Annotated in this window: 20 protein-coding genes and 1 pseudogene; 11 read left to right on the top strand and 10 right to left on the bottom strand. The window is 60.2% G+C overall.

Annotation, left to right across the window (positions count from 1 at the left end; genetic code table 11):
• Positions 1-17: 17 nt before the first annotated feature.
• From SPHV1_RS22445 to SPHV1_RS22415, 6 genes and pseudogenes are all read right to left on the bottom strand, one after another.
• Positions 18-722 (bottom strand): annotated as a pseudogene (locus SPHV1_RS22445) (IS66 family transposase zinc-finger binding domain-containing protein); the annotation flags it as partial.
• Between the two features lie 59 nt (positions 723-781).
• Positions 782-1,123: an IS66 family insertion sequence element accessory protein TnpB gene (gene tnpB / locus SPHV1_RS22440; protein WP_255352311.1), complete on the bottom strand. Its 342-nt coding sequence runs from the start codon at positions 1,121-1,123 to the stop codon at positions 782-784.
• Positions 1,120-1,488, bottom strand: coding sequence for a transposase (locus SPHV1_RS22435; protein ID WP_054948225.1), 369 nt, complete (start codon positions 1,486-1,488; stop codon positions 1,120-1,122). The genes tnpB and SPHV1_RS22435 overlap by 4 nt, the downstream gene beginning before the upstream one ends.
• A 281-nt stretch (positions 1,489-1,769) precedes the next feature.
• The gene (locus SPHV1_RS22430) at positions 1,770-2,930 is read right to left on the bottom strand and encodes a VOC family protein (protein WP_054948224.1); all 1,161 of its coding nucleotides are present in this window, start codon (positions 2,928-2,930) and stop codon (positions 1,770-1,772) included.
• A gap of 9 nt (positions 2,931-2,939) precedes the next feature.
• Positions 2,940-3,836, bottom strand: a complete 897-nt coding sequence (locus SPHV1_RS22425; protein WP_197277787.1) for an alpha/beta fold hydrolase — start codon at positions 3,834-3,836, stop codon at positions 2,940-2,942.
• A gap of 142 nt (positions 3,837-3,978) precedes the next feature.
• Complete coding sequence (locus tag SPHV1_RS22415) at positions 3,979-4,635, bottom strand: TetR/AcrR family transcriptional regulator (RefSeq protein WP_197277786.1); 657 nt, start codon at positions 4,633-4,635, stop codon at positions 3,979-3,981.
• Here SPHV1_RS22415 and SPHV1_RS22410 point away from each other — a divergent pair.
• The 3 genes from SPHV1_RS22410 to SPHV1_RS22400 all read left to right on the top strand — a co-directional run bounded on the left by SPHV1_RS22410 (position 4,622) and on the right by SPHV1_RS22400 (position 8,768).
• On the top strand, positions 4,622-5,494 hold the full coding sequence (locus tag SPHV1_RS22410; RefSeq protein WP_197277785.1) for a phytanoyl-CoA dioxygenase family protein: 873 nt from the start codon (positions 4,622-4,624) through the stop codon (positions 5,492-5,494). The two genes, SPHV1_RS22415 and SPHV1_RS22410, sit on opposite strands and share 14 nt — an antisense overlap.
• A gap of 393 nt (positions 5,495-5,887) precedes the next feature.
• The gene (locus tag SPHV1_RS22405) at positions 5,888-6,394 is read left to right on the top strand and encodes a nuclear transport factor 2 family protein (protein ID WP_156367428.1); all 507 of its coding nucleotides are present in this window, start codon (positions 5,888-5,890) and stop codon (positions 6,392-6,394) included.
• Between the two features lie 31 nt (positions 6,395-6,425).
• Complete coding sequence (locus tag SPHV1_RS22400; protein WP_082431126.1) at positions 6,426-8,768, top strand: TonB-dependent receptor; 2,343 nt, start codon at positions 6,426-6,428, stop codon at positions 8,766-8,768.
• Positions 8,769-8,860: 92 nt separating this feature from the next.
• Here the strand turns inward: SPHV1_RS22400 and SPHV1_RS22395 are convergent, their stop codons facing one another.
• A complete protein-coding gene (locus SPHV1_RS22395; protein ID WP_054948217.1) occupies positions 8,861-9,790 on the bottom strand; it encodes a LysR family transcriptional regulator in 930 nt (309 codons plus the stop codon).
• A gap of 391 nt (positions 9,791-10,181) precedes the next feature.
• On the opposite strand from SPHV1_RS22395, the gene SPHV1_RS22390 reads away from it, so the two are divergent.
• The 3 genes from SPHV1_RS22390 (at position 10,182) to SPHV1_RS22380 (ending at position 12,659) form a co-directional block, all read left to right on the top strand.
• The gene (locus tag SPHV1_RS22390) at positions 10,182-11,180 is read left to right on the top strand and encodes an ABC transporter substrate-binding protein (protein ID WP_197277784.1); all 999 of its coding nucleotides are present in this window, start codon (positions 10,182-10,184) and stop codon (positions 11,178-11,180) included.
• Complete coding sequence (locus SPHV1_RS22385) at positions 11,155-12,216, top strand: hypothetical protein (protein ID WP_197277783.1); 1,062 nt, start codon at positions 11,155-11,157, stop codon at positions 12,214-12,216. Before SPHV1_RS22390 ends, SPHV1_RS22385 begins: the two co-directional genes overlap by 26 nt.
• Positions 12,217-12,302: 86 nt before the next feature.
• Complete coding sequence (locus SPHV1_RS22380; RefSeq protein ID WP_156367426.1) at positions 12,303-12,659, top strand: hypothetical protein; 357 nt, start codon at positions 12,303-12,305, stop codon at positions 12,657-12,659.
• Positions 12,660-12,685: 26 nt separating this feature from the next.
• Here the strand turns inward: SPHV1_RS22380 and SPHV1_RS22375 are convergent, their stop codons facing one another.
• From SPHV1_RS22375 to SPHV1_RS22365, 3 genes are read right to left on the bottom strand one after another with little or no spacing between them, the layout of a single operon-like run.
• Positions 12,686-13,438, bottom strand: coding sequence for an SDR family NAD(P)-dependent oxidoreductase (locus SPHV1_RS22375; RefSeq protein WP_054948213.1), 753 nt, complete (start codon positions 13,436-13,438; stop codon positions 12,686-12,688).
• Positions 13,439-13,496: 58 nt separating this feature from the next.
• A complete protein-coding gene (locus SPHV1_RS22370; RefSeq protein WP_082431121.1) occupies positions 13,497-14,648 on the bottom strand; it encodes a formylglycine-generating enzyme family protein in 1,152 nt (383 codons plus the stop codon).
• Positions 14,633-14,884, bottom strand: a complete 252-nt coding sequence (locus SPHV1_RS22365) for a hypothetical protein (RefSeq protein WP_054948211.1) — start codon at positions 14,882-14,884, stop codon at positions 14,633-14,635. Before SPHV1_RS22365 ends, SPHV1_RS22370 begins: the two co-directional genes overlap by 16 nt.
• A 295-nt stretch (positions 14,885-15,179) precedes the next feature.
• Here SPHV1_RS22365 and SPHV1_RS22360 point away from each other — a divergent pair, with 295 nt between their 5' ends.
• The 5 genes from SPHV1_RS22360 to SPHV1_RS22340 all read left to right on the top strand — a co-directional run.
• Positions 15,180-16,628: an aldehyde dehydrogenase family protein gene (locus SPHV1_RS22360; RefSeq protein ID WP_231634822.1), complete on the top strand. Its 1,449-nt coding sequence runs from the start codon at positions 15,180-15,182 to the stop codon at positions 16,626-16,628.
• A gap of 58 nt (positions 16,629-16,686) precedes the next feature.
• Positions 16,687-17,730: a hypothetical protein gene (locus SPHV1_RS22355; protein WP_197277782.1), complete on the top strand. Its 1,044-nt coding sequence runs from the start codon at positions 16,687-16,689 to the stop codon at positions 17,728-17,730.
• A 74-nt stretch (positions 17,731-17,804) separates the two neighbouring features.
• Positions 17,805-18,776, top strand: a complete 972-nt coding sequence (locus SPHV1_RS22350) for an alpha/beta hydrolase (RefSeq protein WP_082431119.1) — start codon at positions 17,805-17,807, stop codon at positions 18,774-18,776.
• A 31-nt stretch (positions 18,777-18,807) separates the two neighbouring features.
• Positions 18,808-19,566: an SDR family NAD(P)-dependent oxidoreductase gene (locus SPHV1_RS22345; RefSeq protein WP_054948207.1), complete on the top strand. Its 759-nt coding sequence runs from the start codon at positions 18,808-18,810 to the stop codon at positions 19,564-19,566.
• The coding region (locus SPHV1_RS22340; protein ID WP_054948206.1) for an MFS transporter at positions 19,550-20,655 on the top strand (1,106 nt) is incomplete at its 3' end. The genes SPHV1_RS22345 and SPHV1_RS22340, both read left to right, overlap by 17 nt.

The following is a 20,655-nucleotide window of genomic DNA, read 5'->3' as shown; positions in this document are numbered from 1 at the left end:
ATTTACAGTGTCATTGACACCTGGTCGGCCAGGGTCGAGGTGCTGAGCGGCACGCCCTCGCGGGCGAAGCGCTCGGCCTGACGGTTGAGGGGCTGGTGCTGGCCGTACTTCTCGAACAGCAGCATGGCGAGGAAGCTCGGGCCGGCCCATCCGCGAGGCACAACGTGGAACGGTGCCGGTGGTTGGGTGATCGTCTCGCAGTCCCGGCACGAGAACCGCTCGCGCACGGTCTGAATCACCTTCCATGAGCGGGGGATCACCTCGAGCGTCTCGGTAACATCCTCGCCGAGCTTCGACAGGCGCTCGCCGCCACAGGCGGGGCACGCGCAGGGCGCCGGGATGACGACCCGCTCACGTGGCAGATGATCAGGGAACGGCTTGCGCGAGGGCCGCTTGCGTTCGAACGCGGTGACGCTGGTCGCCTTGGCACTCGCGACCTCGGTAGCAAGGTCGTCCTTGGCCGCATCGGCCTCGAGGTCCTCGAGCTGCAGCTCCATCTGCTCGAGCAGGCGGCGGGTCCGCTCGGCGCTGGCGCCGTATTGCTCCCGCTTCAGCTTGGCGATCTGGAGCTTGAGGTGGGCAATCACCGCCTCGGTGGCACTCTCGCGGGCCTGGGCATGGGCGAGCCGGGCCTCGGCATCATCCGCCCGCCGGGTCGCGGCCGCCAGCAGCGCCTTGAGCGCTGCGACATCGTCCGGAAGGGGCGTGAGGGCGGCTTCCACACCGGAGAGTGAATCACCGCCTGAGGCCCGGATCAAGCCCGAAATGCTGGGCTTTGCTCCTATCCGGCGCTGGCCGGGCGCCACGAGTACTGCGGGTTGCGCCAGTCGATCCCCTCAAGCAGGCAGGCGAGTTGCGAGCCGGTCAGCGAGACCATCCCGTCCTTCGCCGAGGGCCAGACGAAGCGCCCCTTCTCGAGCCGCTTGGCGTACAGCGACATGCCGATCCCGTCATGCCAGATGATCTTCACCAGCGACCCGGCCCGGCCGCAGAAGACGAACAGGTCCCCACCATGGGGGTTCCGCTCCAGCGCCTGCTGCACAAGCAGCGCCAGGCCCTGCATGCCCTTCCTCATATCGGTATGGCCCATCGCCAGCCACACCCGCGCCCCGGCAGGGATCACCGCAGCGTCTTCAGCACGGCGACCACCTGTGCCGGCGAAGCCGAAGGGAAGACGCTCACTCGCTTGCCGCGAGCCAGGTCGATGACCATCGCCGGGGCGGCCCCGGCACAGGACCCTGTATCCTCATCGACGACCACGGCCTCGGCAAAGGCAGGCACGGCCGGTTCGCTGGCCTCCACCTCGGCATGGGCCTGCCGCAGCTTGCTGCGCCAGGTGTAGATCAGCGACGTCGAGATATCGTGCCGCCGGCAGACCTCGGCCACGCAGGCACCGTGCGAGAACGCCTCAGCCAGCACGCGCAGCCGTTCCTCCTCACTCCACCGCCGGCGCCGCTCTGGCCCCGCGAAAACCGTGATCTGGCTCATTCACCGCTTCTAAGCGCACGCACAAGAGCACGCTTAACAGCGCTCACTTAGCGATTGGGTAAGGCGGGGCTCACCGGATGGGTACACCAAAATTTCCGTGCGCTTGGATGTTCAGTGTCCGAGCGGAGCCTTGACGGTGAAAAGCTGGACGGCGTCAGATCTTTGGCTTCGCCGCTCCAGAACGACTTGATTACAGTGGGTTTGCACGCAGGTAGTCGCGTGGATTGGAGATCGACGACCATCAACGAGCCCTGCGCGGCATACGCAGCTCGTTCTCTGGTTCAGATATCTGCCTTCGCCGAGAAATCATACCAGTAGTGCTCAGCGCCGCCAGGCGTAGGGGGATTGCCGGGATCGGGGGCATGAACTTCCACGACATAGCCAAGCTTTTGTCGCGTATCCTGATAGTGGTAGAGGTGGATGCGTCCGCGCAACCAACCGCTCATGCACATCGGCGCATGGAAATCGTCTTTCATGAAGCGGTTGAACTTGTCCCACTCATCCCAGTCCTGAACGGGAAAGGCGAGATCGAGATGGTGGATGCCTGGTCCGACGACCTGGAGGAAATCCTCCTTATAGTGGCTTGGTCCCCACAGCGGCTGGATCACCTCGAAACCGATGGTAACGCCCAGCGGTGTCTTCCCGACATTGCCGCGCGCGGCGTAGAAAGCGTGTTTTACCTCGACGCCATTCGTGGTGGTATCTTCCAGCAGCCATTCCTCGGTCCGCCAGTTCATCAGTCGCCAGATCGGCTCGTCGAACAATTTGGCGTAACGCGTGATAGCGGCTTCCACATCGGGCACAACGACCCCGAAATGGCCGACGCCCTTGATCCGCCGGGGAGGTTGCACGCCCGCATCCTGGCTCATCTGGTCCGAGAAGTCCCAGACATTGTCTGCAGGAACGGTGTCGGCCCAATTGGTAGTGTCGGCGACGATCACTTCGAGATAATAGCCGCCCAGTGTCGCGCGCGTGTCGAAATAGTAGAAATCCACATCGTCGTTGACGGCATAGGTCATAGCGAGCGGAACGTCATTTTCGGCGAGGAACGCGCGCAAACCCGAGATTTCGGCGCGCGTCACGCGCGAGATGCAGATGCCGTGCACGCCGGCTCCGCGTGTCGCGAGGAAATGTTCGAAAGTGGACTGCCCCGTGAGAGGTTGAATGATCTCGAATGTCACCCCTGTCGTGCGGCTGACGCCGCGGACGGACCGGAAGCCGAACACACCTGGAGGAGATGCATTGCCAATCGCCTCGGGCTTCATGTTGGAACTGGGGCCGCGGCCGTGGATCGATGTCCGCTTCAGCCGTTCGGGCGTGTAATCGACCACCTTCCATTCGGGGATGTCGTAGAAGTCCGCATGGGCGAGCGCGGTGGCGCGCGCGTCGCGCGTCACCACGGTTACATGATGCAAATCATCGACAGGGATCTTGTTGGTCATGCTGCCGCCTTAATGCTTACGGAAGTGGTCGATCAGGATCGCGTTGGTCTCTTCCGGCTTGTCATTCATCACCTGATGCCCGGCCCCCTTCACGATGTGGAACGCCATCTGCGGCAGCAACTCGCGCATCGCGAGGCCAAGGGGATCGAGCGGTGCAGTGCGATCGTCCTCACCCCAGAGTATGGCGGTGGGAATATTGAGGTTGATCAGCTGCTGGCGCAGCAGACGCTGCTGGAGGAAAGTCGAATCTTGCGCGCACAGCTTACGCCATTCCATCAGGGAGTTCATCATGTGCATGTGGCCCGGCTGGGACGCAACCTGATGGCGGATTTCGATGAGTTCGTCGGTGATCCGCGAGGGATCGTTGACGATCATGCCCATGAAGGTACGGATGGATTCCTTTGAGCCGTCGAAATATTTGGTGAATTTGTCGGTGCGCTTCTTGGTCTGTTCGCCCGTTTCGAGCCCGCAGGCAGTAGCGACGTTGCCGGTGCTGATCATCGCGGCCGATTTTACCCTGCCGGGGTTGTCGACCACATATTTGATCGCCACGAAGGCGCCCTGCGAGTTGCCCATGATCCGGATATTGTTGAGGCCGAGTGCATCGACGAAGCCGGCCACATGTTCGACGAATGTCTGGAGTGAATAGTCAACGATCGGCTTGTCCGACGCGCCAAAGCCCATGAGGTCGATGGCGTATACCCGGAAATGCGGCGCAAGAGCCTGCATCAGATTTTCCCAACTGGTAGATCCGGCAGCACCCGGCCCACCGCCATGGATCAGCAGAACCGGCTCGCCTTCGCCAGCAGCCACGTAATGGGTCTTGACCCCATAGACAGTTTCTCGAAGAGCCCGGACGACGGGAACGACAACGTCATGATGTTCGACTTTGTAATTTGTGCTCACGGCATCACCATCTTTATGATTGCGCAAAGGGGCATGAGATCGCTGGGGCTGCCTCATCCAATCTAGACGGAGTATCAAGCGCTCGAGATGGGCGGTAATTCCAAGTTGGAAAATGCTGTTGCTCGGGCGGTTGATGCTGGTCTCACAGGGGCATACAGGCAATGTTGACGACTGTTTCCATTACCTGCTCCTCCGATGCGAAGGTCGAGATGCGGCCTTGCATGCGAAGGACCGCGAAGCCATGAAGAAGGGACCACGCCGCCAGAGCCTTCGGCCGGACCTCGATTTCGTCACGAGCGTCCAGATTGGCTGCCACAAGTCTTTCGAAGATGGAAAATGCGGAGCCCGGCGAGCCACCATCCTTGCGCTGTCCATCCGCATAGGCGTGGGTAAAGAACAGAAGGTTGAAAAGTCCAGGATTGTCAGCCGCCAGTGCCAGATAAGCGCGGCAGGCGATGCGCAATCGCTCGGCAGGTCTGGCCTCCATGCTTTCGGCCGCGAGATACTCCTCCGTAATGCGTCGCAGCCCGGCTTCGGCCACGGCACGTAACAAGTCCTCCTTGGTCGGAAAATGCCGGTAGGGCGCTGCCCGGGAAACTCCGAGCCGTGCCGAAAGGTCGCGTAGCGAGAGAGTTTCTGCGGACCCGGCCACGAGATCCATAGTCGCCAGATCGATCAGCGCCGCGCGCAGGTTACCATGATGAAAGCGTCGCGATGTCATGCTGATCCATTGACATATTGCGGGGAGCCCGGCAATGTATGCGGTGACAACATTGCCGGGGAAGATGAAGATGGCCAACTCAACGCTGCAGGATCCGATCGAGGAGGCGCGCCTCGCCTATCAGCGCGACGGGGCTGCGGTTCTGCGCGGGGTTGTACCGGCGGAATGGATTGAGCGGTTAGCCCGGGCTACTGACAGAATTCTCGAGCGGCAGTCCGGGACCGATATCAACAAGCCTGGAGACGGCCGGTTTTTCGCAGGCTTCTTCCCTTGGCTCGAAGATGCCGATTACGCGGCCTTCGTAAACGAAGGCCCGCTGGGCGAGCTGGCTGGAAAGCTCATGGGCTCAAGGCACGTCCGATTCTTCTATGATCAGTTGCTGGTGAAGGAGCCGGGGTCTAGCAAGCGAACGCCCTGGCACCAGGATCTGCCTTATTGGCCGGTCCTAGGGAACGACATCATCTCGATCTGGGTGCCCATGGACGTGGCGACTCCGGAGAACGGCGTTGTTACCTATGTCCGCGGGTCGCATCTGTGGGACGCCTTTTTCCCGCAGGAAAAGTGGAATGAGGGCAGTGGCGCGACGGCTGGGTCGGCCGAGGCATTTGATGTCATCAAGGCCCCTAATGGTGCTTCCATTGCGGACATCCGCGACCATCCGGAAAGCTATGAGTTCCTCACCTGGAATCTTGAACCCGGCGATGTGCTGATTCATCACCCGCTCACCGTGCATGGCGCGCCAGGCAATCTTAGCAGCACAAGTCGGCGCCGCGCTGTCGCGACGCGCTGGTTCGGCGACGACGTCAGGTGGATGGGGTCAGGGGATAATTTCATGCGTCGTTTGCACAAAATGCAGCCGGATTTCCCTTTTCCGGAACTCGCGGACGGGGCTCGGCCCGTGGCTCCGGTCTTCCCGCTTGTATGGCAGCTAACCTAGTGCAGCCGGCGGCTTGAAGGGAGCAAGAGAGCCCACGGGATCGGTGGCTGTTCACTGCGCGGTGAGAGTCGGGCGAATATAGGAACCCCGTCGCTCGCCACGGCTGCCAAGCTTCAATCACGGCCCGGTGGGGATCATTGCGAAAGTGGAAAAACGTGGTGAAGGATTGGAAATTCCGCCGCAATTTCTCCGCTGCTACTTAGTCTGCAAGTAGAACCGGCACACAAAATATGCGCCGGCTAGAGGCAAAGCTGGAGGGGGGCGCTGCGATCGCAGCTGTCGACCGGTGGTTCGACGCCTATTGCCGACGGGTAGCTCGGCCCCTTCCAGATATGGCTTGCCCGATGACAAGTCGTCGGCGCTTTGCGTGTTTCCGGACGGGAGGGATTCGACATGGGATTAACCGAGCAGCAACAGCTCATGGTGAAAACATGGGAGCAGCATGGTTACGCAGAGTTTGGTCTGCGTGACGCTGATGCCGCAATAGCGACGATGTCGCCGCATCCTTATATTCTGTGTGTTCCGTTAGGCCAGCTGCTCTATGGCCGCGACGAAGTATATTCCTTCTACGCCAATGACTTCCTGTGCAAAATGCCGTCTTTTGTCGAAATGGAGCCGATGTCGCGCGTGATCGGCGAAAATCATATCGTCGACGAATTCCTGTTTCGGTTCGTCCATGATGTCGAAATGCCCTGGAAGATACCTGGCGTCGCTCCGACCGGGCGACGAGTTGAGGTCGTCATGAACGTGCAGGTGGGGTTTGACGGCGATAAGATCGCCTATGAGCATCTCATGTGGGATCATGCTTCGGTCCTGACGCAGATCGGGCTCATCGACCTTCCTGCCGCAGCAATCGGTGGCGTCAGTCCGGACAATCTACGCAAGGTTTTAAAAAAGTAGAGAACAGAAATTCGAGAAGGGGAGGGGATCTATGCGTACGCTTCTTATGTGCGGCGTAAGCTTTTTTGTTGGAATTACTCCGGCGTTGGCGCAATCTGAAGTTTCTCAGGCTGGCGAACCGGAAGCCGGCATTGCGGACATCATCGTCACAGCCAATCGCCGCGAGGAGAATGTCCAGCGCGCGGCGTTGGCGGTCCAGGCCATTGATGCGCAACAGCTTCTGAGAGCTGGCGTCTCGCGGCCCGAGGATATCTCGAAGGTGGCCACCGGCGTTCAAATTGCCACCGGCGGGTCGGGCATGCCCCAGGTGTATATCCGCGGTGTCGGCAACTACGCTACCAACAGCAACGCTGAAGGCGCCATCGCGATAAACGTCGACGGGGTTTATGTATCGCGCGGATGGGCGGTGCGGGGCGCTTTTTTCGATCTTGACCGCGTGGAAGCGTTGAAGGGGCCACAAGGTACGCTTTATGGTCGAAATGCATCCGGCGGTGCGCTCAACATCATAACCAAAAGGCCGGTGCTGGGTGAAAACGGCGGATATTTTACCGTCAATGCGGGCAATTATGATCTGCTGAGCGGTGAGGCCGCGGCTAACGTCGCGGTCAGTCAGGATTTGGCAATCCGCATTTCCGGCAAGGACGTCCATCGTAACGGTTACCTACGGGATGGATATGACGACGAAAAGAGTCAGGCGGCGCGCGCGCAGTTGCTCTATAAGCCGGACAGTGACTTTTCGCTGCTTCTGAGCGGCTTCTATCAACACGGCAATGGCCGAGGAGCGGGCAACACGATCACGAACGGGCGCACTTTGCCAGGCGGGCCAGCTTACGATATCTGGGGCGGCCCAAGCCAGCCTTTGTTGGCTTATTACCAGGCGCAGAATAATCCCGCCGGATCGCCGATCGCCTCGCCCGTTCCGGGTTTCCTGTTTCAGGCTCCGCTGAAGAACGGCTTCGACCGAACAGAGGTCTATGGCGTAAATGCCGAAATCAATTGGAATTTCGGACCGGCTACCCTGACAATCCTTCCAGCATATCGCTATGGCGAGCATTCCGACTATTTTCCGATTGCGGAATATCAAATTCGCGAGAACGAGAATGACAAACAGTCGAGCCTTGAAGTTCGCCTCTCGAACCAGAGCGACAAACTGAAATGGGTCTTGGGTGGCTATTACTTCAACGAGGTTCAGGCCAATCTTCCCGGCCGGAGCCTGCGCCTCAGTCAAGCGAACTTCACGGGCGACCAAGTGTTCGACTTTCGCGGTCGTACAAGAAGCTATGCCGCCTTTGGCCAAGCGACGTACAGCATAAGCGCTGTGTTCCGTCTGACGGGTGGTCTGCGCTACACTTACGAAAGGAAAGTAGTGGACGCGGATCAGGCGTCCTATGCCGGACCCGACCAGCAGACGGGCCAGTGTACTGGATCACATCAGTTCGATCCGACTTCCCCGGTGGCGTTCGCGCCCTGTGTTGCGCTCATCAGCAACGACGGCCGCGTGTCGTCGAATTCCGTCACGTGGAAGGCAGGTCTTGAGTATGATGTCGGTCCGCGATCGCTGCTCTACGCGAATGTCAGCACCGGTTTCAAATCAGGAGGCATATATTCCGCACCCGCGCCAAATACATTCCGCCCTGAAAAGCTGACGGCCTATGAACTGGGTTCGAAGAATCGCTTCTTCGACAACCAGCTTCAGCTCAATTTGGAGGCTTTCTATTACAACTACAGGGATCATCAGGAGGCCTATCTGGGGCCGACGTCGGTCCCCGATATCTTTACGTTCGTTACTGCCAACGCGGGTCGGGCCGAAAGCTACGGCGCTTTGATCGATATTCAGTTCCAGCCGACGCAGGACGATCATTTCGCCATCAGCGCACAGTTCAACAAATCGAAATACAAGTCCTTCTTCTACACCTCTCCAATCTTTTTCCCCCCAAACACGAGCTGTGCCGTGACGCCTACCGTCAATGCGGCGGGTGACTTCGGGATCGAATGCGCCGGCAAGCCGATCGTCAGAGCGCCTGAATGGACCGGGAACGCGTCCTATGATCACATTTTCCATCTTTCGGACGGCGCCACCATCACCGCCGGAGCCAGCGTTCAATTCTCCTCATCCTATTATACGGCGGTAGAATTCCTGCCGTCCGAACGTCAGAAGGCCTATGCAACGGTGGACGGCGAACTGACCTATACGGGCAAGCAGGGCGATTGGTCCATTTCCTTGTGGGGCCGCAACCTTACGAAAGAAGCCGTGGTCAATGGAGTCTTCCACTCGCCTTTCGTTCTCAACAATGCGACGGGGCCGGACGGCATGGTGGTCGGAAATTTGAAGCCGCCCCGAACCTATGGTGTTCGCGCTCGCTTTGATTTTTGATCTGTGTTGTGCGTAGGCGCTCTGCTTAGCCAGGGCGCCTATTCTTCTGCCAGAACGCACCATGAGAGGAACCTGCGGGAGATTTGTCCACTTCATGCATGGATGACAGGCTCTGCTTGAGCCTCTTTGGTGAATGCGGCGCGCATGAAGTCAAGAAAGACAGAAATTTTTTTCGGCATCGGCCTCATATGTGGGGTGAGCGCCCATATCACCCGGTCGGGTATGGTAAGGTGTGGGAATAGGATTTCCAGGCTCTCGAACTTATGTTGGGCCGGATGGATTTGCAGCAGGCGAGCTATGCCTAACCCCGAGCGAGCCGCATCATAGATGACGGACCAATTGTCTGCGAAGAGTGTGCCTGAAACCTCGACGGAGAACTTTTTGTGCTCCTGCCAAAACCACCACCGGGTCGGAGAGTGCTGGCGGGAGGAGATCAAGCAGTTGTGCTTGACAAGATCGGTGGGGTGCACAGGACGACCGCGCCGGGAAAGATATTCAGGCGAAGCGGCGATGGCATATTGCGCTTTGGAAAGCCTATGCGCGTCGATGCTTGCGAGGTTGATATCATCTTCTTCAATGGCGCCGCTCCTGATCGAGACGTCAAATCCCATACGCAAGATATCGATGACCTCGGGCTTGATCGAAACTTCTACAGTCAAGGAAGGATAGGTCTTCATGAATTCCATGACCGCTGGGAGGGCGATGGTTAGCCCCGTCCCTGGCGTCATGTGGACCTTCAACGTGCCATTGAGCGATTGGGTGAGCTCAAGAACAGATTCCTTGGCACTTTCGATTTCGTAAATAATCCGGCGCGCCCGTTCGAAATATATTTTACCCGCTTCAGTGAGGCTCAGGACACTATGAGTAGTCCTGTTTAAGAGCTTTGCCCCTACGTCATGTTCTAGCTGGTTGATGCGTTTGCTGATGGAAGATGTGGAGCAGTTCAGCACATTGGCAGCGGCGGTAAAGCTCTCTTTTTCCACCACCCTAACAAAAACGGTCATATTATTTATGGCGTCCATTCGAAAACGCTCTCCCATCGTTCGGAACCCGCATGGCGCGTCCATGTTTTCGCGAGCGCCCCAGGCGCACATTAGATATCCAGCAGCGACCTTAGCAGGCGCGCGGGTCTAAGCAAAGCCGATCAGGCTCTGGAAGCCACCTGTCGAGAGTTACGCCGCCGCATATCCGCGCCCTTCACAGCGAAGATTGCTGCGTCGGAAAAAGGATGTGCGGGATTGGAAGTTCCGAGCTCCCACAGCAGCTGATAGACGAATTGTCACCCCGAAACAGCGGCCTGTGATCTGCGTCTACAGAGCACCGCAGTGGGGACAGGACCAAGCCTCCTGTTCTGCTGCATTCTTGCGGCTGAACTTGGGGCGATCGATGTGCAGAAGAGACTGGAGAAGCCGTTTGGATAAGATCTTTTTTCCGTACCGGTCGAGCACGCACCTGGTGATGCTGCACGTCATTGCGCAGTCCGGTGCCTTCGAGAAGCACGGCCTGGACGTGGATTATCAGCGTTATATTTCCTCGAACGAAGCCCATGATGCCATCCTGAACGGCGACGTGGAATTCGTCGGCGGCAATCATGTCTCCACCTATGGGAATCGGGCGCGTGGCGACAATTGGGTCTATCTGGGCCAGACGATCAGCAAGTTGCATCACTCACTGTGTGTGCGCCCCGATTCCGGTATTCGTTCGGTCGAGGATCTTTTCGAGAAGAAGGTAGGAGCCCGCGGTTCGCACCCCGCGTTAGACGCCTGGCTCTACCTCAAGAAGCGCGGCCTGGACATGGCTCTCGACCAGGTTGAGGTCGTGAACCAGATCAAGCACCGCAAAGGCTCCATGGATCCAACGAACATGGCGGACCCCGAAGGCTGGACTTTGCCACCCCTCTACCAGTGGGTGAAAGACAAGGAAGTTGACGCCTGCTTCCTGCTGCCGCCGCAAACCGCGTTCGCCCGCGAGGCCGGGATGAAGGTTATCGATCTCGAGCCGATGCCCATGATCCACTTCACCAGCCTTTCGACGAGCCTACGCTTCGCGGAAAAAAATCCGGATATTGTCAATCGCTTCCTCAAGGCGATGATCGAAGGAATCCATTTCTTCAAGACGCGCCGGGAAGAAAGCATCAAGATCATCATGGATCATCATACGATCGAGGGTAAGATGAACTACGCGCAGGCGGCCGAGGCGTGGGGCTTGTTGGCTCCGCTGCTCGAACCCAAGCTCATCCCTTCGATGGCGGCGATTTCAAACGTCTATGAGGAGGCGGTTTACACCGACAAGGATGCGCTGCGCGTAAACCCGATGGAACTGTGGGATCTGCACTATCTTCGGCATATCGATGATACCGGTTTCATCAAAGAACTATATCATCCCAATGGCGCTGCGAGCGAGGGGCACTAACCCTCGGCGCCGCGGCGCCGCAGCCGACCGTAGATATATTGCCGGCCCCCCCTTTTTTTTTGAAAAAAAAAGGGGGGGGCTTTCGGCCCCTAAAGGAGAATTCGCGATGCCTGTGGTTCTTGGTTTAGCCTCTTCCCACGCACCGTCTCTGTTTGCAGACATCGAATATTGGCCGGCCATTCACAAGGGCCTGACCCGCGACGTTCCGCAGCCGCGTGAACTGGCCGACGAGACGCCTGAGGTGATCGCAGGATGGATTGAGCGGATAGGCGAGGCGTTCGCGACCCTGCGCCGCCAGATCGAGGAGCATCGGCTCGATGCGGTCATCATCGTTGGTGACGACCAGGCTGAGGTGTTCTCGAACGCCTGCAACCCGGGCATTGCGGTTTATGCGGGCGAGGAGGTTTCGGGCTCGACCAGCATCTCCTGGATCGGACAGGACCGGAAGGACAATCATATCAGCTTGAAAGGCGAGCCGTCCGTCGCGATGACGTTGCTGAATGGCTTGCTGGAACGCAATTTCGACCCGGCGCTGATGGAGAAATTGGTTCCACTTGCGCGGCCCGAGGGCGGTTTGGGCCATGCCTTTACGCGAGTGGCACGAGCATGCGGACTGCACGAGACTATGCTGCCGACCATCCCGCTTTTCGTCAGCTCCTATCACCCTCCGATGCCGTCCGGCGCGCGGTGCTATGCTTTGGGGAAGGCGATCGCCGAGATTTTTGCAGATCGCTCCGAACGGATCGGCATCTATGGTTCCGGCGGTCTTTCGCATGACCCGATCGGTCCGCGTGCGGGATGGGTGGACGAACCCCTCGATCATTGGGTGCTTGAGCGGATCGAGCGGGCTGAAGGGGAAAAACTGGGCCATCTTTTCTCGTTCGATTCCGACACCCTGCGCGGAGGATCGGGTGAAATCCGCTCGTGGATCGTGGCTGCAGGTGCCTTTGACGGCATCAAGGGGAATGTCGTGGACTATATTCCGGCACGCCATGCCGTCACGGGTCTGGGCTTTGCCTATTGGTCGCGCGACTGAACCGGGACGCGTCTCGTCGCCCCTGTAGCCATCCTAGCTAGATGATCTATATGGGCATCATATTAGACGGGCAGAGAGGGAATGGCTTGTACGAGCTTGTCTGGGAAGAGCGGCTGCTGATAGTACGATCGAGCAGCTTCTGGGATGACGTTGTCATGGAGCGCTATGAACGCGATCTTCGCGATAAATTGTGCAGTGCACCTTCGACTGGCTTCGCCTTTCTTGTCGCGCTTGCCGGTTCACCGCCCCAAGGGGCCGAAATCGTGGAACGGCACGGCGCTACCACGCCATGGCTGATGGCGGCGGGATGTCTTGCTATAGCCATGGTCCTCGACTCCGCGCTACTGCGTCTGCAGCTCAAACGGGCCGCCGGTGAAAGTGCACCGCTCAGGGCTTTCGAGAGAGAAGGGGAGGCGCGCGCCTGGCTGCTGACGCAAATCTGAATTGCACTGCTGCCAGACCCGGACCGTTACTGGGCTGTATAGCCGCCATCGACCGGAATGACCGCTCCCGTCACGAAACTTGACCGATCCGAACATAGCCACAGGGCTGCTTCCGCAATCTCATCGGGCTGGCCCAGGCGACCGATCGGGTGCAGAGCGGTCATCATGCCGCGCATCTGGGGATCCGCAAGCCACTCCTGCAGCGGCGGCGTCTCGATCATTCCCGGGCAGATGACATTGACACGGATACCCTCGCGCGAATGATCCAACGCGGCCGTTCTGGCAATACCGACCACGGCATGCTTGGCCGCGCTGTAGATCGCGTTGCCGGGATGCCCCAATATCCCCGCCCCGGACGAAATGTTAACGATCGAGCCCTTTGACTGTTGTCGCATCGCTTTTATTTCGGCCCGCATGCAGTGGAACACTCCCCAGAAATCGACATCCATCACCTTGCGGGCGAGCTCTTCGTCGAGATCGGGCAGTGGCGTATCGGGAGGGTAGAAGGCGGCGTTGTTGACGGCGCAATCCAATGCGCCGAATGTGTCGAGCGCCGCTGCGATGATGGTTTGGGCGGTGTCCGGTTCGGTCAGATCCCCCACTGAGGCCAGAACCGCGCCGCCCTCTTCACGGACCAGGGATGCCGTTTGTTCCAGCAAATCCTCGCGAATGTCGGTGATGACGACATTAGCGCCCGCGTTCGCGAAGCTGCGTGCCAGCGACCGGCCTATGCCGCCGCCCGCACCGGTAATGAATGCCGTTTTGCCAGCGAGTTCCAAGCTATTCTCCCTCTTCTTGCTTGTTGTCAGTCCAGATCACGCGCCAGCCTGATACCGGTTATGGCGTTGCGCGCGAGCCTTGTCGCGAAGGATAGCGAACGCTCGCGCGCAACGTGGAGGCGTTGTTGTACCAGCACCCGCCCCGAAAAACGCGGAGCGCGCAGTCGCCCGCTGTTCTCGCAGACCCGTCCGCCGGGGCGCCCGCATGGCTGTCATTCCAGCAATCCGCGGTCCATTCCCAGACATTGCCGTGCATGTCATGGACGCCAAATCCATTGGGGGCATAGCTGCCGACCGCGACCGTGCCGTCAGGATGGTCGAAATTGGCATCGGCGGTCGTTATGCCGGCGCCCGTCGCATAATCCGTCATTCTGCCGCCGCGTGCAGCATATTCCCACTCTGCCTCGCTCGGCAGGCGGTAGGACTTCCCAGTGACCGTGCGCAGCCAGGTGACATAGGATTGCGCATCGTCCCAGCTGACATTGATGACGGGCTGGTCCCGTTGACCCCAGCGATCGGCCGGACGGTAACCCTCGCATCCGCCGCCTTCGACACAGGCCGACCAGTCATCGAAGGTCACTTCCATGACGCTGATGGCGAACGGCTTGATGGCGACGGCATGGCGCGGATTGGCTGTCTTGTCTTCGGGACGGCCATCAACCGACGGGCCCATCTGGAAACTGCCACCCGGCACGACGATCATCTGCGGCGTGGATATGCAGTCTCGGAAGCGCTGGCCGGGCGCAAGTTGCGAGGCGCCGCTCGGTGTGGAGCGACTGCATTGCGCACGCGCGGCGTCCAGGTTGATCGCCTGGCGCCGTGTCCGGTCAGCGGCAAGAGCCGCGCGCGCCTGATCCGACAGTGCGAGCGCCTCTGCATAGCGGGGGTCGTTCCGGATTCCGGCTAGTGCCAGGTAGCTATCGAGTGCCTGAACCGCGCGCTGATAATCGTGGTTGAGGAAGGATAGCCGCGCTTCCAGCAGGAGTAACGGCGGAGGCGTTGCTACGTTCAGGGAACGATATTGGGCAATATTGTCGAGCGTTTCGACAATTCTACCACCTGTCAGGCTGACACGCATCCGCTGCAGCAATATATCGGCCTGCACCTGCTCGCTCGCCGCGCGTGCGACCGAGGGAGAGGCCGTAATCGCGAGCGACAATATCATCAACGCGCCCGGCAGGAGATTATGGGAGCTCAGCCCGCCGGACATGGCTTCCTCTTCTCCCGGTTCTCGCGCCACAGCGTGGCCTCGACAAGGTAGCTGGCAGCCATGGCCTGTGGATCGGCAGGTGGTGCCACTGGCGCAAAGGCCGGTTCGCAGCGCATGTCTGTAAGAAACTGGTCGCGGATCTTGGGAAGGTCCAACGACGCTGGCGGAGGCGCGTTAGGCCGGGCTTGCGGCGTCGCGAGCAGGAGCAGGGCCAACAGGTGCAGGGCGCTGCTCATAATCCATCCCCTTGTTCGCAAACCCCCAGGCCGTGCCGGCGATTTCAGGGGCAAGTCGCGCTGGGGCTACTCTACCCAAAGTCGCCCCATTGGCCCGTTTCTAAAACGGAAAAACTTCGTGCTCCTTTCGCGATAGCCAAGACGCCCCGCGGACGGATACTTGATGATCGAGGTTGGTCGAAAGGTTGGACGTTTGGGCTTCCCGGGTTTGCCGACCGAACGAATAGAAGAATGCGCCGGGCGCTGGTCAAGCAGCGTTGCCCGCAATCCAGGATCGAGGATAAGCGTGAATTCGGTGACCCAAGCGACGCGTATGTTGATTGGCGGCGAGCTCGTGGAGAGCGAGAGCGGCGAATGGATCGAGGCGATCAATCCGGCAACGGAGGAAGCGATCGGCAAGTTTCCCGCCGGCAACGAGCGCGACGTGGCGAAGGCGGTGGCCGCTGCCGAGCAGGCATGGCCCGAGTGGAACGGTATCGGTGTGGCGGCGCGGGCCAATGCTCTGCGCGATTTCGGCAAGGCAATCCTGGCGCGTGCGGATGAGCTTCTCGAGGTGGAGGTTCGCGATACCGGCAACACGATCGTACCCATGCGGGGCGACGTGAAGCATGGCGTCGACAGCATCAACTATTATGCCGGCCTTGCTTATGAGCTGAAGGGCGAGAGCATTCCCGCCACGCCCAACAATCTGCATTTCACCGTCCGCGAGCCCTACGGCGTGGTGGCGCGGATCGTGCCGTTCAATCATCCGGTCATGTTCGCCACGGCCCGCACCGCGGGCGCGTTGATGGCTGGGAACGCCGTGATTGTGAAGCCGCCCGAAACGGCGTCGCTGTCCGCGCTGATCCTCTCCGAGATTGCGCGCGAGGCATTGCCGCCGGGTGTCTTCAATATCGTGACGGGTACGGGCGCCGGTGTCGGCGCTCCTCTGGTCAAGCATCCGCAGGTCAAGCGCATCGCTTTCATCGGGTCGGTCGGGACCGGCATGGCGATCCAGCGCATGGCCGCGGAAACGGGTGTCAAGAATGTGACCCTGGAGCTGGGTGGCAAGAACCCGATGATCGTGTTCCCCGACGTCGATCCGCAGGCTATCATAGCCTCGGCCGTCGCGGGTATGAATTTCTCCTGGCAAGGCCAGTCCTGCGGTTCCACCAGCCGGCTGCTGCTGCACGAGAGCCTTTATGACGAGGTCGTCGCCGGCCTTGTCGACCGGATCGAGGCCATCCGGGTTGGCGACCCGATGGATGAAGCGAGCCAGATGGGCGCCATCAACTCCAAGGGCCAGTATGATAAGGTCCTGAACTATATCGAGGTGGCGAAGGCCCAAGGCGCCAAGCTGCTGGCCGGGGGGCATCGCCCGGTTGGCGCGGGATTTGAAAAAGGGTTCTGGGTCCGTCCGACCCTGTTCGGCGATGTCACGCAGGACATGCGTATCGCCAATGAGGAGGTCTTCGGGCCGATCCTCTCGGTGATGAAGTGGTCGACCTTCGAACAGGCCCTGGACATCGCCAATGCGGTCGATCTGGGCCTGACCGCCTCGATCTGGACCAATGACATCGACAATGCCCTGGGAGCCGCTCGCCGGGTACAGGCGGGCTATGTCTGGATCAACTCGGTCGGCCCGCATTACCCCGCCATGAACTATGGTGGCTTCAAGAACAGCGGTACCGGCCGCGAGGAAGGCCTTGAGGAAATGCTCTCCTATACCGAGCAGAAGGTCCTGAATATCGCTCTGCGGAAATAAAAAAACGGCACCATCAAGGCTGCATCGGGAGGAGGCGCGCTTAATGTATCGGGGCTCGATGGCCAAGATGTCCGCAGCTATGGCCCTTTGTGGCTCTCTGTCGCTGTTTTTGGTCGTCGATGCGGCGCGGGCGGCAGATGAGCCGGCGCTGTGGAAGAGCTTGCCGCCCCTTCCGGTCTCGGTGGCCGAAGTTGCCGTCGCCGCCGAGGAGCGCAGGATTCATGTCGTTGGCGGCACTGAAGTCAGTCCGCAGGGCATCATACAGAACGCATCTTCAACCCATCACATTTATGACGGCAGGTCCGCCACATGGTCCGCAGGTGCGCCATTTCCGGTCCCCACCAGTCATCTGGCGATGACGGTTATGAATGGACGCCTTTATGCATTGGGCGGCTTTGACGACATAGTCCATATCGGCCCGCAGCGCGGTTTCTACGTCTACGATCCGACGACCGACAGGTGGAAGGCGCTGCCGCCGCTCACGGTGCCGCGCGGCTCCATCGCCCTTGTGGCCGTGGCAGGGAAGCTTCATGCGCTTGGCGGTCGGCTTTCCGATCGGATCGTCGATGTGCCGACCCCTGACGGCATGCTGAAGGTCGGGGAGCATAGCAGCAATATGCATGAGGTATTCGATCCAAAGACTGGGGCCTGGACAACTGCAGCCGCGCTTCCCGGGCCGCCTCGCGACCATATGGGGATAGGGGTGATTGAAGGCCGAATTCATGTGTTCGGTGGGCGGATCAATGATTTTAGCGGCTTGCTCGATCGTCACGACGTTTATGACCCGCGAGTGGATAAATGGACATCGGCAGCTCCCTTGCCCGAGGCGCGTTCGGCTGGTGCGTTTGCGGTAGCCGGCGGGCGGATCATATACGCAGGAGGGGAGTGCAAGCCCGGCGGCGGTCCAGGGATGGTAATGACTTTCGCGGACGTGACCGCCTATGATCCTCGGTATGATCGCTGGGTAGATTTGCCCGCCATGCCTGCTGGGCGGCACGCGTTGGGAGCGGCCGTCGTTGGCCGCGACCTCTATCTGGTGGGTGGCTCGCCGATCTGTGGCGGTGGTGCATCACCTGACTTCGTCAGGATTGCCCTTCCCTGAGGGGAGGGCGATGCAGCGGACGTGATCCCTCGCGACGGTTCTGGCTCTGCCGATCCCGGAATAAGGACAATGCCATGAACCCGCCATCCGTACCGCAAATCGATGTCACCATGGGTCATGTCATTGATCGGACGTGGCCGCCCATTAAGGTTGACTTTCCCGACGGCGTGACGATGACGCCCGCCATCCAGTACAGCACACCTCCTTCATGCCGGCCATTGACACTGGACCTCTACCGCCCAGGCGTCGATGCTGAAGGCGGGCACCCCATACTGATCTTCATCCATGGGGGCAGTTGGGCGAGGGGGGATTCCCGCTCAAGTCGCCCGCTGCGTCGCTTCCCTTGGGTACTCGCGGCGTTGGCGGCGACGGGCTACGTCATTGCGTCGATAGAATATCGGCTCGTCGGGGAGGCGATCTGGCCGGCCCAGGCGCAGGATGTGAAGAGCGCCATCAAATTTCTGCGCGCAAACGCCGAGCTTTACGGGGGCGACCCATCGCGCATCGGCGTCTGGGGCGCTTCGTGCGGTGGGCACCTGGCCGCCATCGCTGCGACTACCTCTGGGGCGAGCGAACTCGCGTCGCGGGATGAGTCGCTCATCGATGTCAGCGAAACCGTGCAGGCGGCGGTCGCCTGGTTCGGCGGGTTCAACATGGCGTCCATCACCGAGCAATGCGCGCAACTGCCAGGCTGCTATCCGCGCACCGATCGCAGTGCGCCGGAGTGGAGTCTTCTAGGCGGAATGCCGCATGAAGTCGATCCCGGCTTCCTCCGCTCCGCCGGACCAATCAACTACGTCTCGCCGTCCAGCGCGCCCATGCTGCTGATAGCAGGGGACTGCGATTTGCTCATTCCACCCCAGCAATCGATCGAGATGGCCGAACGGCTGGCGGCGGCCGGCGGGCAGGTGCAGCTGGAGATAATGGCGGGTGTGGGCCACGATTTCGCCGGCGAAACGGAAGACCAGACACGCGCTGCCAACCAGCAGGCTCTGCACGTCACCATGATGTTTCTGGATGCCTTGCTGAAGGCGCGCCGGACATAGCCAACAACAAACAGGAAGATCGGGGAGAGATATGACACAGCGCCGCTTTGAGGGAAGATCGGTTTTCATCACCGGGGCCGGCAATGGCATCGGACTTGCCACAGCTCGGGCGTTCGCATCGGAGGGAGCGAATGTCGCAATCGCCGAGGTCGACCAGAGCCGGGGCGAAGCTGCTGCGGAGAATATTCGCGCGGCAGGCGGCAATGCGCTTTTCGTGGCATGCGATGCCGTCGACGAGGCTTCAGTACGCGCAGCGATCATCGCCGCCTGCGACGCTTACGGGCCCATCAGGCATGCCTTCAACAATGTCGGCGCTCCGCAGGGAAGCCGCATCGAGGAGACCACGCTTGAGCAATGGGAATGGACGTTCAGGATGAACCTGACCTCGACCTTCCTGGCAATGAAGCATGAAATTCCAGTGATGCGATCGGGAGGAGGGGGCACCATCGTCAACTGCGCCTCCAATACCGCCTCTGTCTATACCGCTGCGGCACCCATCGCCTACACTGCCGCGAAGGCGGCGGTCATCAACCTATCGCACCATGCCAGTATCGAACTCGGCAAGGACCGAATTCGCGTCAACAGCATATCTCCGGGTCTGACCGCGACGCCCCTGGTCCTCGATAACCTGCCACCCGATTTGCAGGGCCAAGTGACCGCCGCGATGCAGGTAGTGCCCCGGCTCGCGAAACCAGAAGAGATGGCCGGTGCGGTCCTCTATTTGTCGAGCGACGAAGCCGAGATGATCGTAGGCGAAAATCTGGAGGTCGGGGGTGGCCGCCTTTTCTGATCGCATCGAGCCGCAACAGATTGCGCGAGAGGAGTGTGTCAGCGCGGGCGCGGCGCAGGCTGGGCCGTGGGATGCCTTCTCTCCGGCAAGACGCTGGCTGTTCCTCTTCGTGCTGTTCCTTGCCGGCGTGTCGAGCACGATGGATCGGGGCGTCATGTCCATCGTACTGGAGCAGCTGAAGCAGGAATTCGCGTTGTCCGACACGATGCTGGGTTTGCTCGGGGGTGCACCTTTCGGAATCTGCTATGCACTCTCGAGTATCCCGCTGGCGCGCGTCGCTGATCGCCATGGTCGCAAGAGGGTCTTGTTTTGGGCCGCCTTGGGCTGGGCGATCATGACCGGTCTGTGCGGTCTTGCGACGACCTTGCCTTTCCTGATCCTCGCGCGCATGGGCGTAGGACTTGCCGAGGGAGGTTCGACGGCTCCTTCGCACGCTCTGATTGCTGATTATTTTCCGCCGATACGCCGTGCGATGGCGCTTGCCGTGCTGACCGCGTCTGGCACGCTCGGCACGCTTCTGGCATCCAGCGTCGGTGGCTGGGTCACTCAAAATCATGGCTGGCGCCAAGCGTTCTTTGTCATGGCGGCCATCTCCTTGCCCATTGCGTTTCTGGTCTTATCGGTGCTGCGCGAGCCAAGGAGAACGGCTCCTGGAGCGGCCTCGCCTCCTTTTCGGCAGGATCTGGCCGCCTTGGCGCGTAAGCCGGCTTTCGTGTCGGTACTGACGGGATTGCTCTTCTTTACCGCCATGCCTTTCGCGGTGATTATTTTCACGCCCGCTTTCCTGATCCGAGACATGGGCTTGTCCGCAACGCAGGCTGGAAGCCTGTTCGGGCTCGCGACTGCGACCGGAACGGTTTTCGGCTCGCTGGCCGGCGGTTATGTGGCGGACCGGCTGCGCCGGATGGACGATGCCTGGCTTTTACGCCTGCCGGCTATTCTGATGGCAGTTGAGTGTCCAGTAACGCTGGCCCAGTTTTCACAGTCTGGATTGTGGCCCTTTCTCGTTCTTCATTCGATTAGCACGGCCTTGCTCTACGCGGTGCTACCATCCTGCTTCGCCACCGTACAATATGTCTGCGGCGGCGG

It is taken from the genome of Novosphingobium sp. KN65.2 (genome assembly GCF_001368935.1).
In the GTDB taxonomy this organism is placed as follows: domain Bacteria; phylum Pseudomonadota; class Alphaproteobacteria; order Sphingomonadales; family Sphingomonadaceae; genus Novosphingobium; species Novosphingobium mathurense.
This window is presented reverse-complemented; position numbering and strand designations above follow the sequence as displayed.

Bases quoted from the DNA above. Each gene is read 5' to 3' on its own strand.
- SPHV1_RS22345 (WP_054948207.1), top strand. From the start codon at position 18,808: ATGACACAGCGCCGCTTTGAGGGAAGATCGGTTTTCATCACCGGGGCC.
- SPHV1_RS22405 (WP_156367428.1), top strand. From the start codon at position 5,888: ATGGGATTAACCGAGCAGCAACAGCTCATGGTGAAAACATGGGAGCAG.
- SPHV1_RS22385 (WP_197277783.1), top strand. From the start codon at position 11,155: ATGGCGCTGCGAGCGAGGGGCACTAACCCTCGGCGCCGCGGCGCCGCA.
- SPHV1_RS22350 (WP_082431119.1), top strand. From the start codon at position 17,805: ATGAACCCGCCATCCGTACCGCAAATCGATGTCACCATGGGTCATGTC.
- SPHV1_RS22400 (WP_082431126.1), top strand. From the start codon at position 6,426: ATGCGTACGCTTCTTATGTGCGGCGTAAGCTTTTTTGTTGGAATTACT.
- SPHV1_RS22370 (WP_082431121.1), bottom strand. From the start codon at position 14,648: ATGTCCGGCGGGCTGAGCTCCCATAATCTCCTGCCGGGCGCGTTGATG.
- SPHV1_RS22430 (WP_054948224.1), bottom strand. From the start codon at position 2,930: ATGACCAACAAGATCCCTGTCGATGATTTGCATCATGTAACCGTGGTG.
- SPHV1_RS22355 (WP_197277782.1), top strand. From the start codon at position 16,687: ATGGCCAAGATGTCCGCAGCTATGGCCCTTTGTGGCTCTCTGTCGCTG.
- SPHV1_RS22395 (WP_054948217.1), bottom strand. From the start codon at position 9,790: ATGGACGCCATAAATAATATGACCGTTTTTGTTAGGGTGGTGGAAAAA.
- SPHV1_RS22365 (WP_054948211.1), bottom strand. From the start codon at position 14,884: ATGAGCAGCGCCCTGCACCTGTTGGCCCTGCTCCTGCTCGCGACGCCG.
- SPHV1_RS22435 (WP_054948225.1), bottom strand. From the start codon at position 1,488: ATGAGCCAGATCACGGTTTTCGCGGGGCCAGAGCGGCGCCGGCGGTGG.
- SPHV1_RS22410 (WP_197277785.1), top strand. From the start codon at position 4,622: ATGAAGATGGCCAACTCAACGCTGCAGGATCCGATCGAGGAGGCGCGC.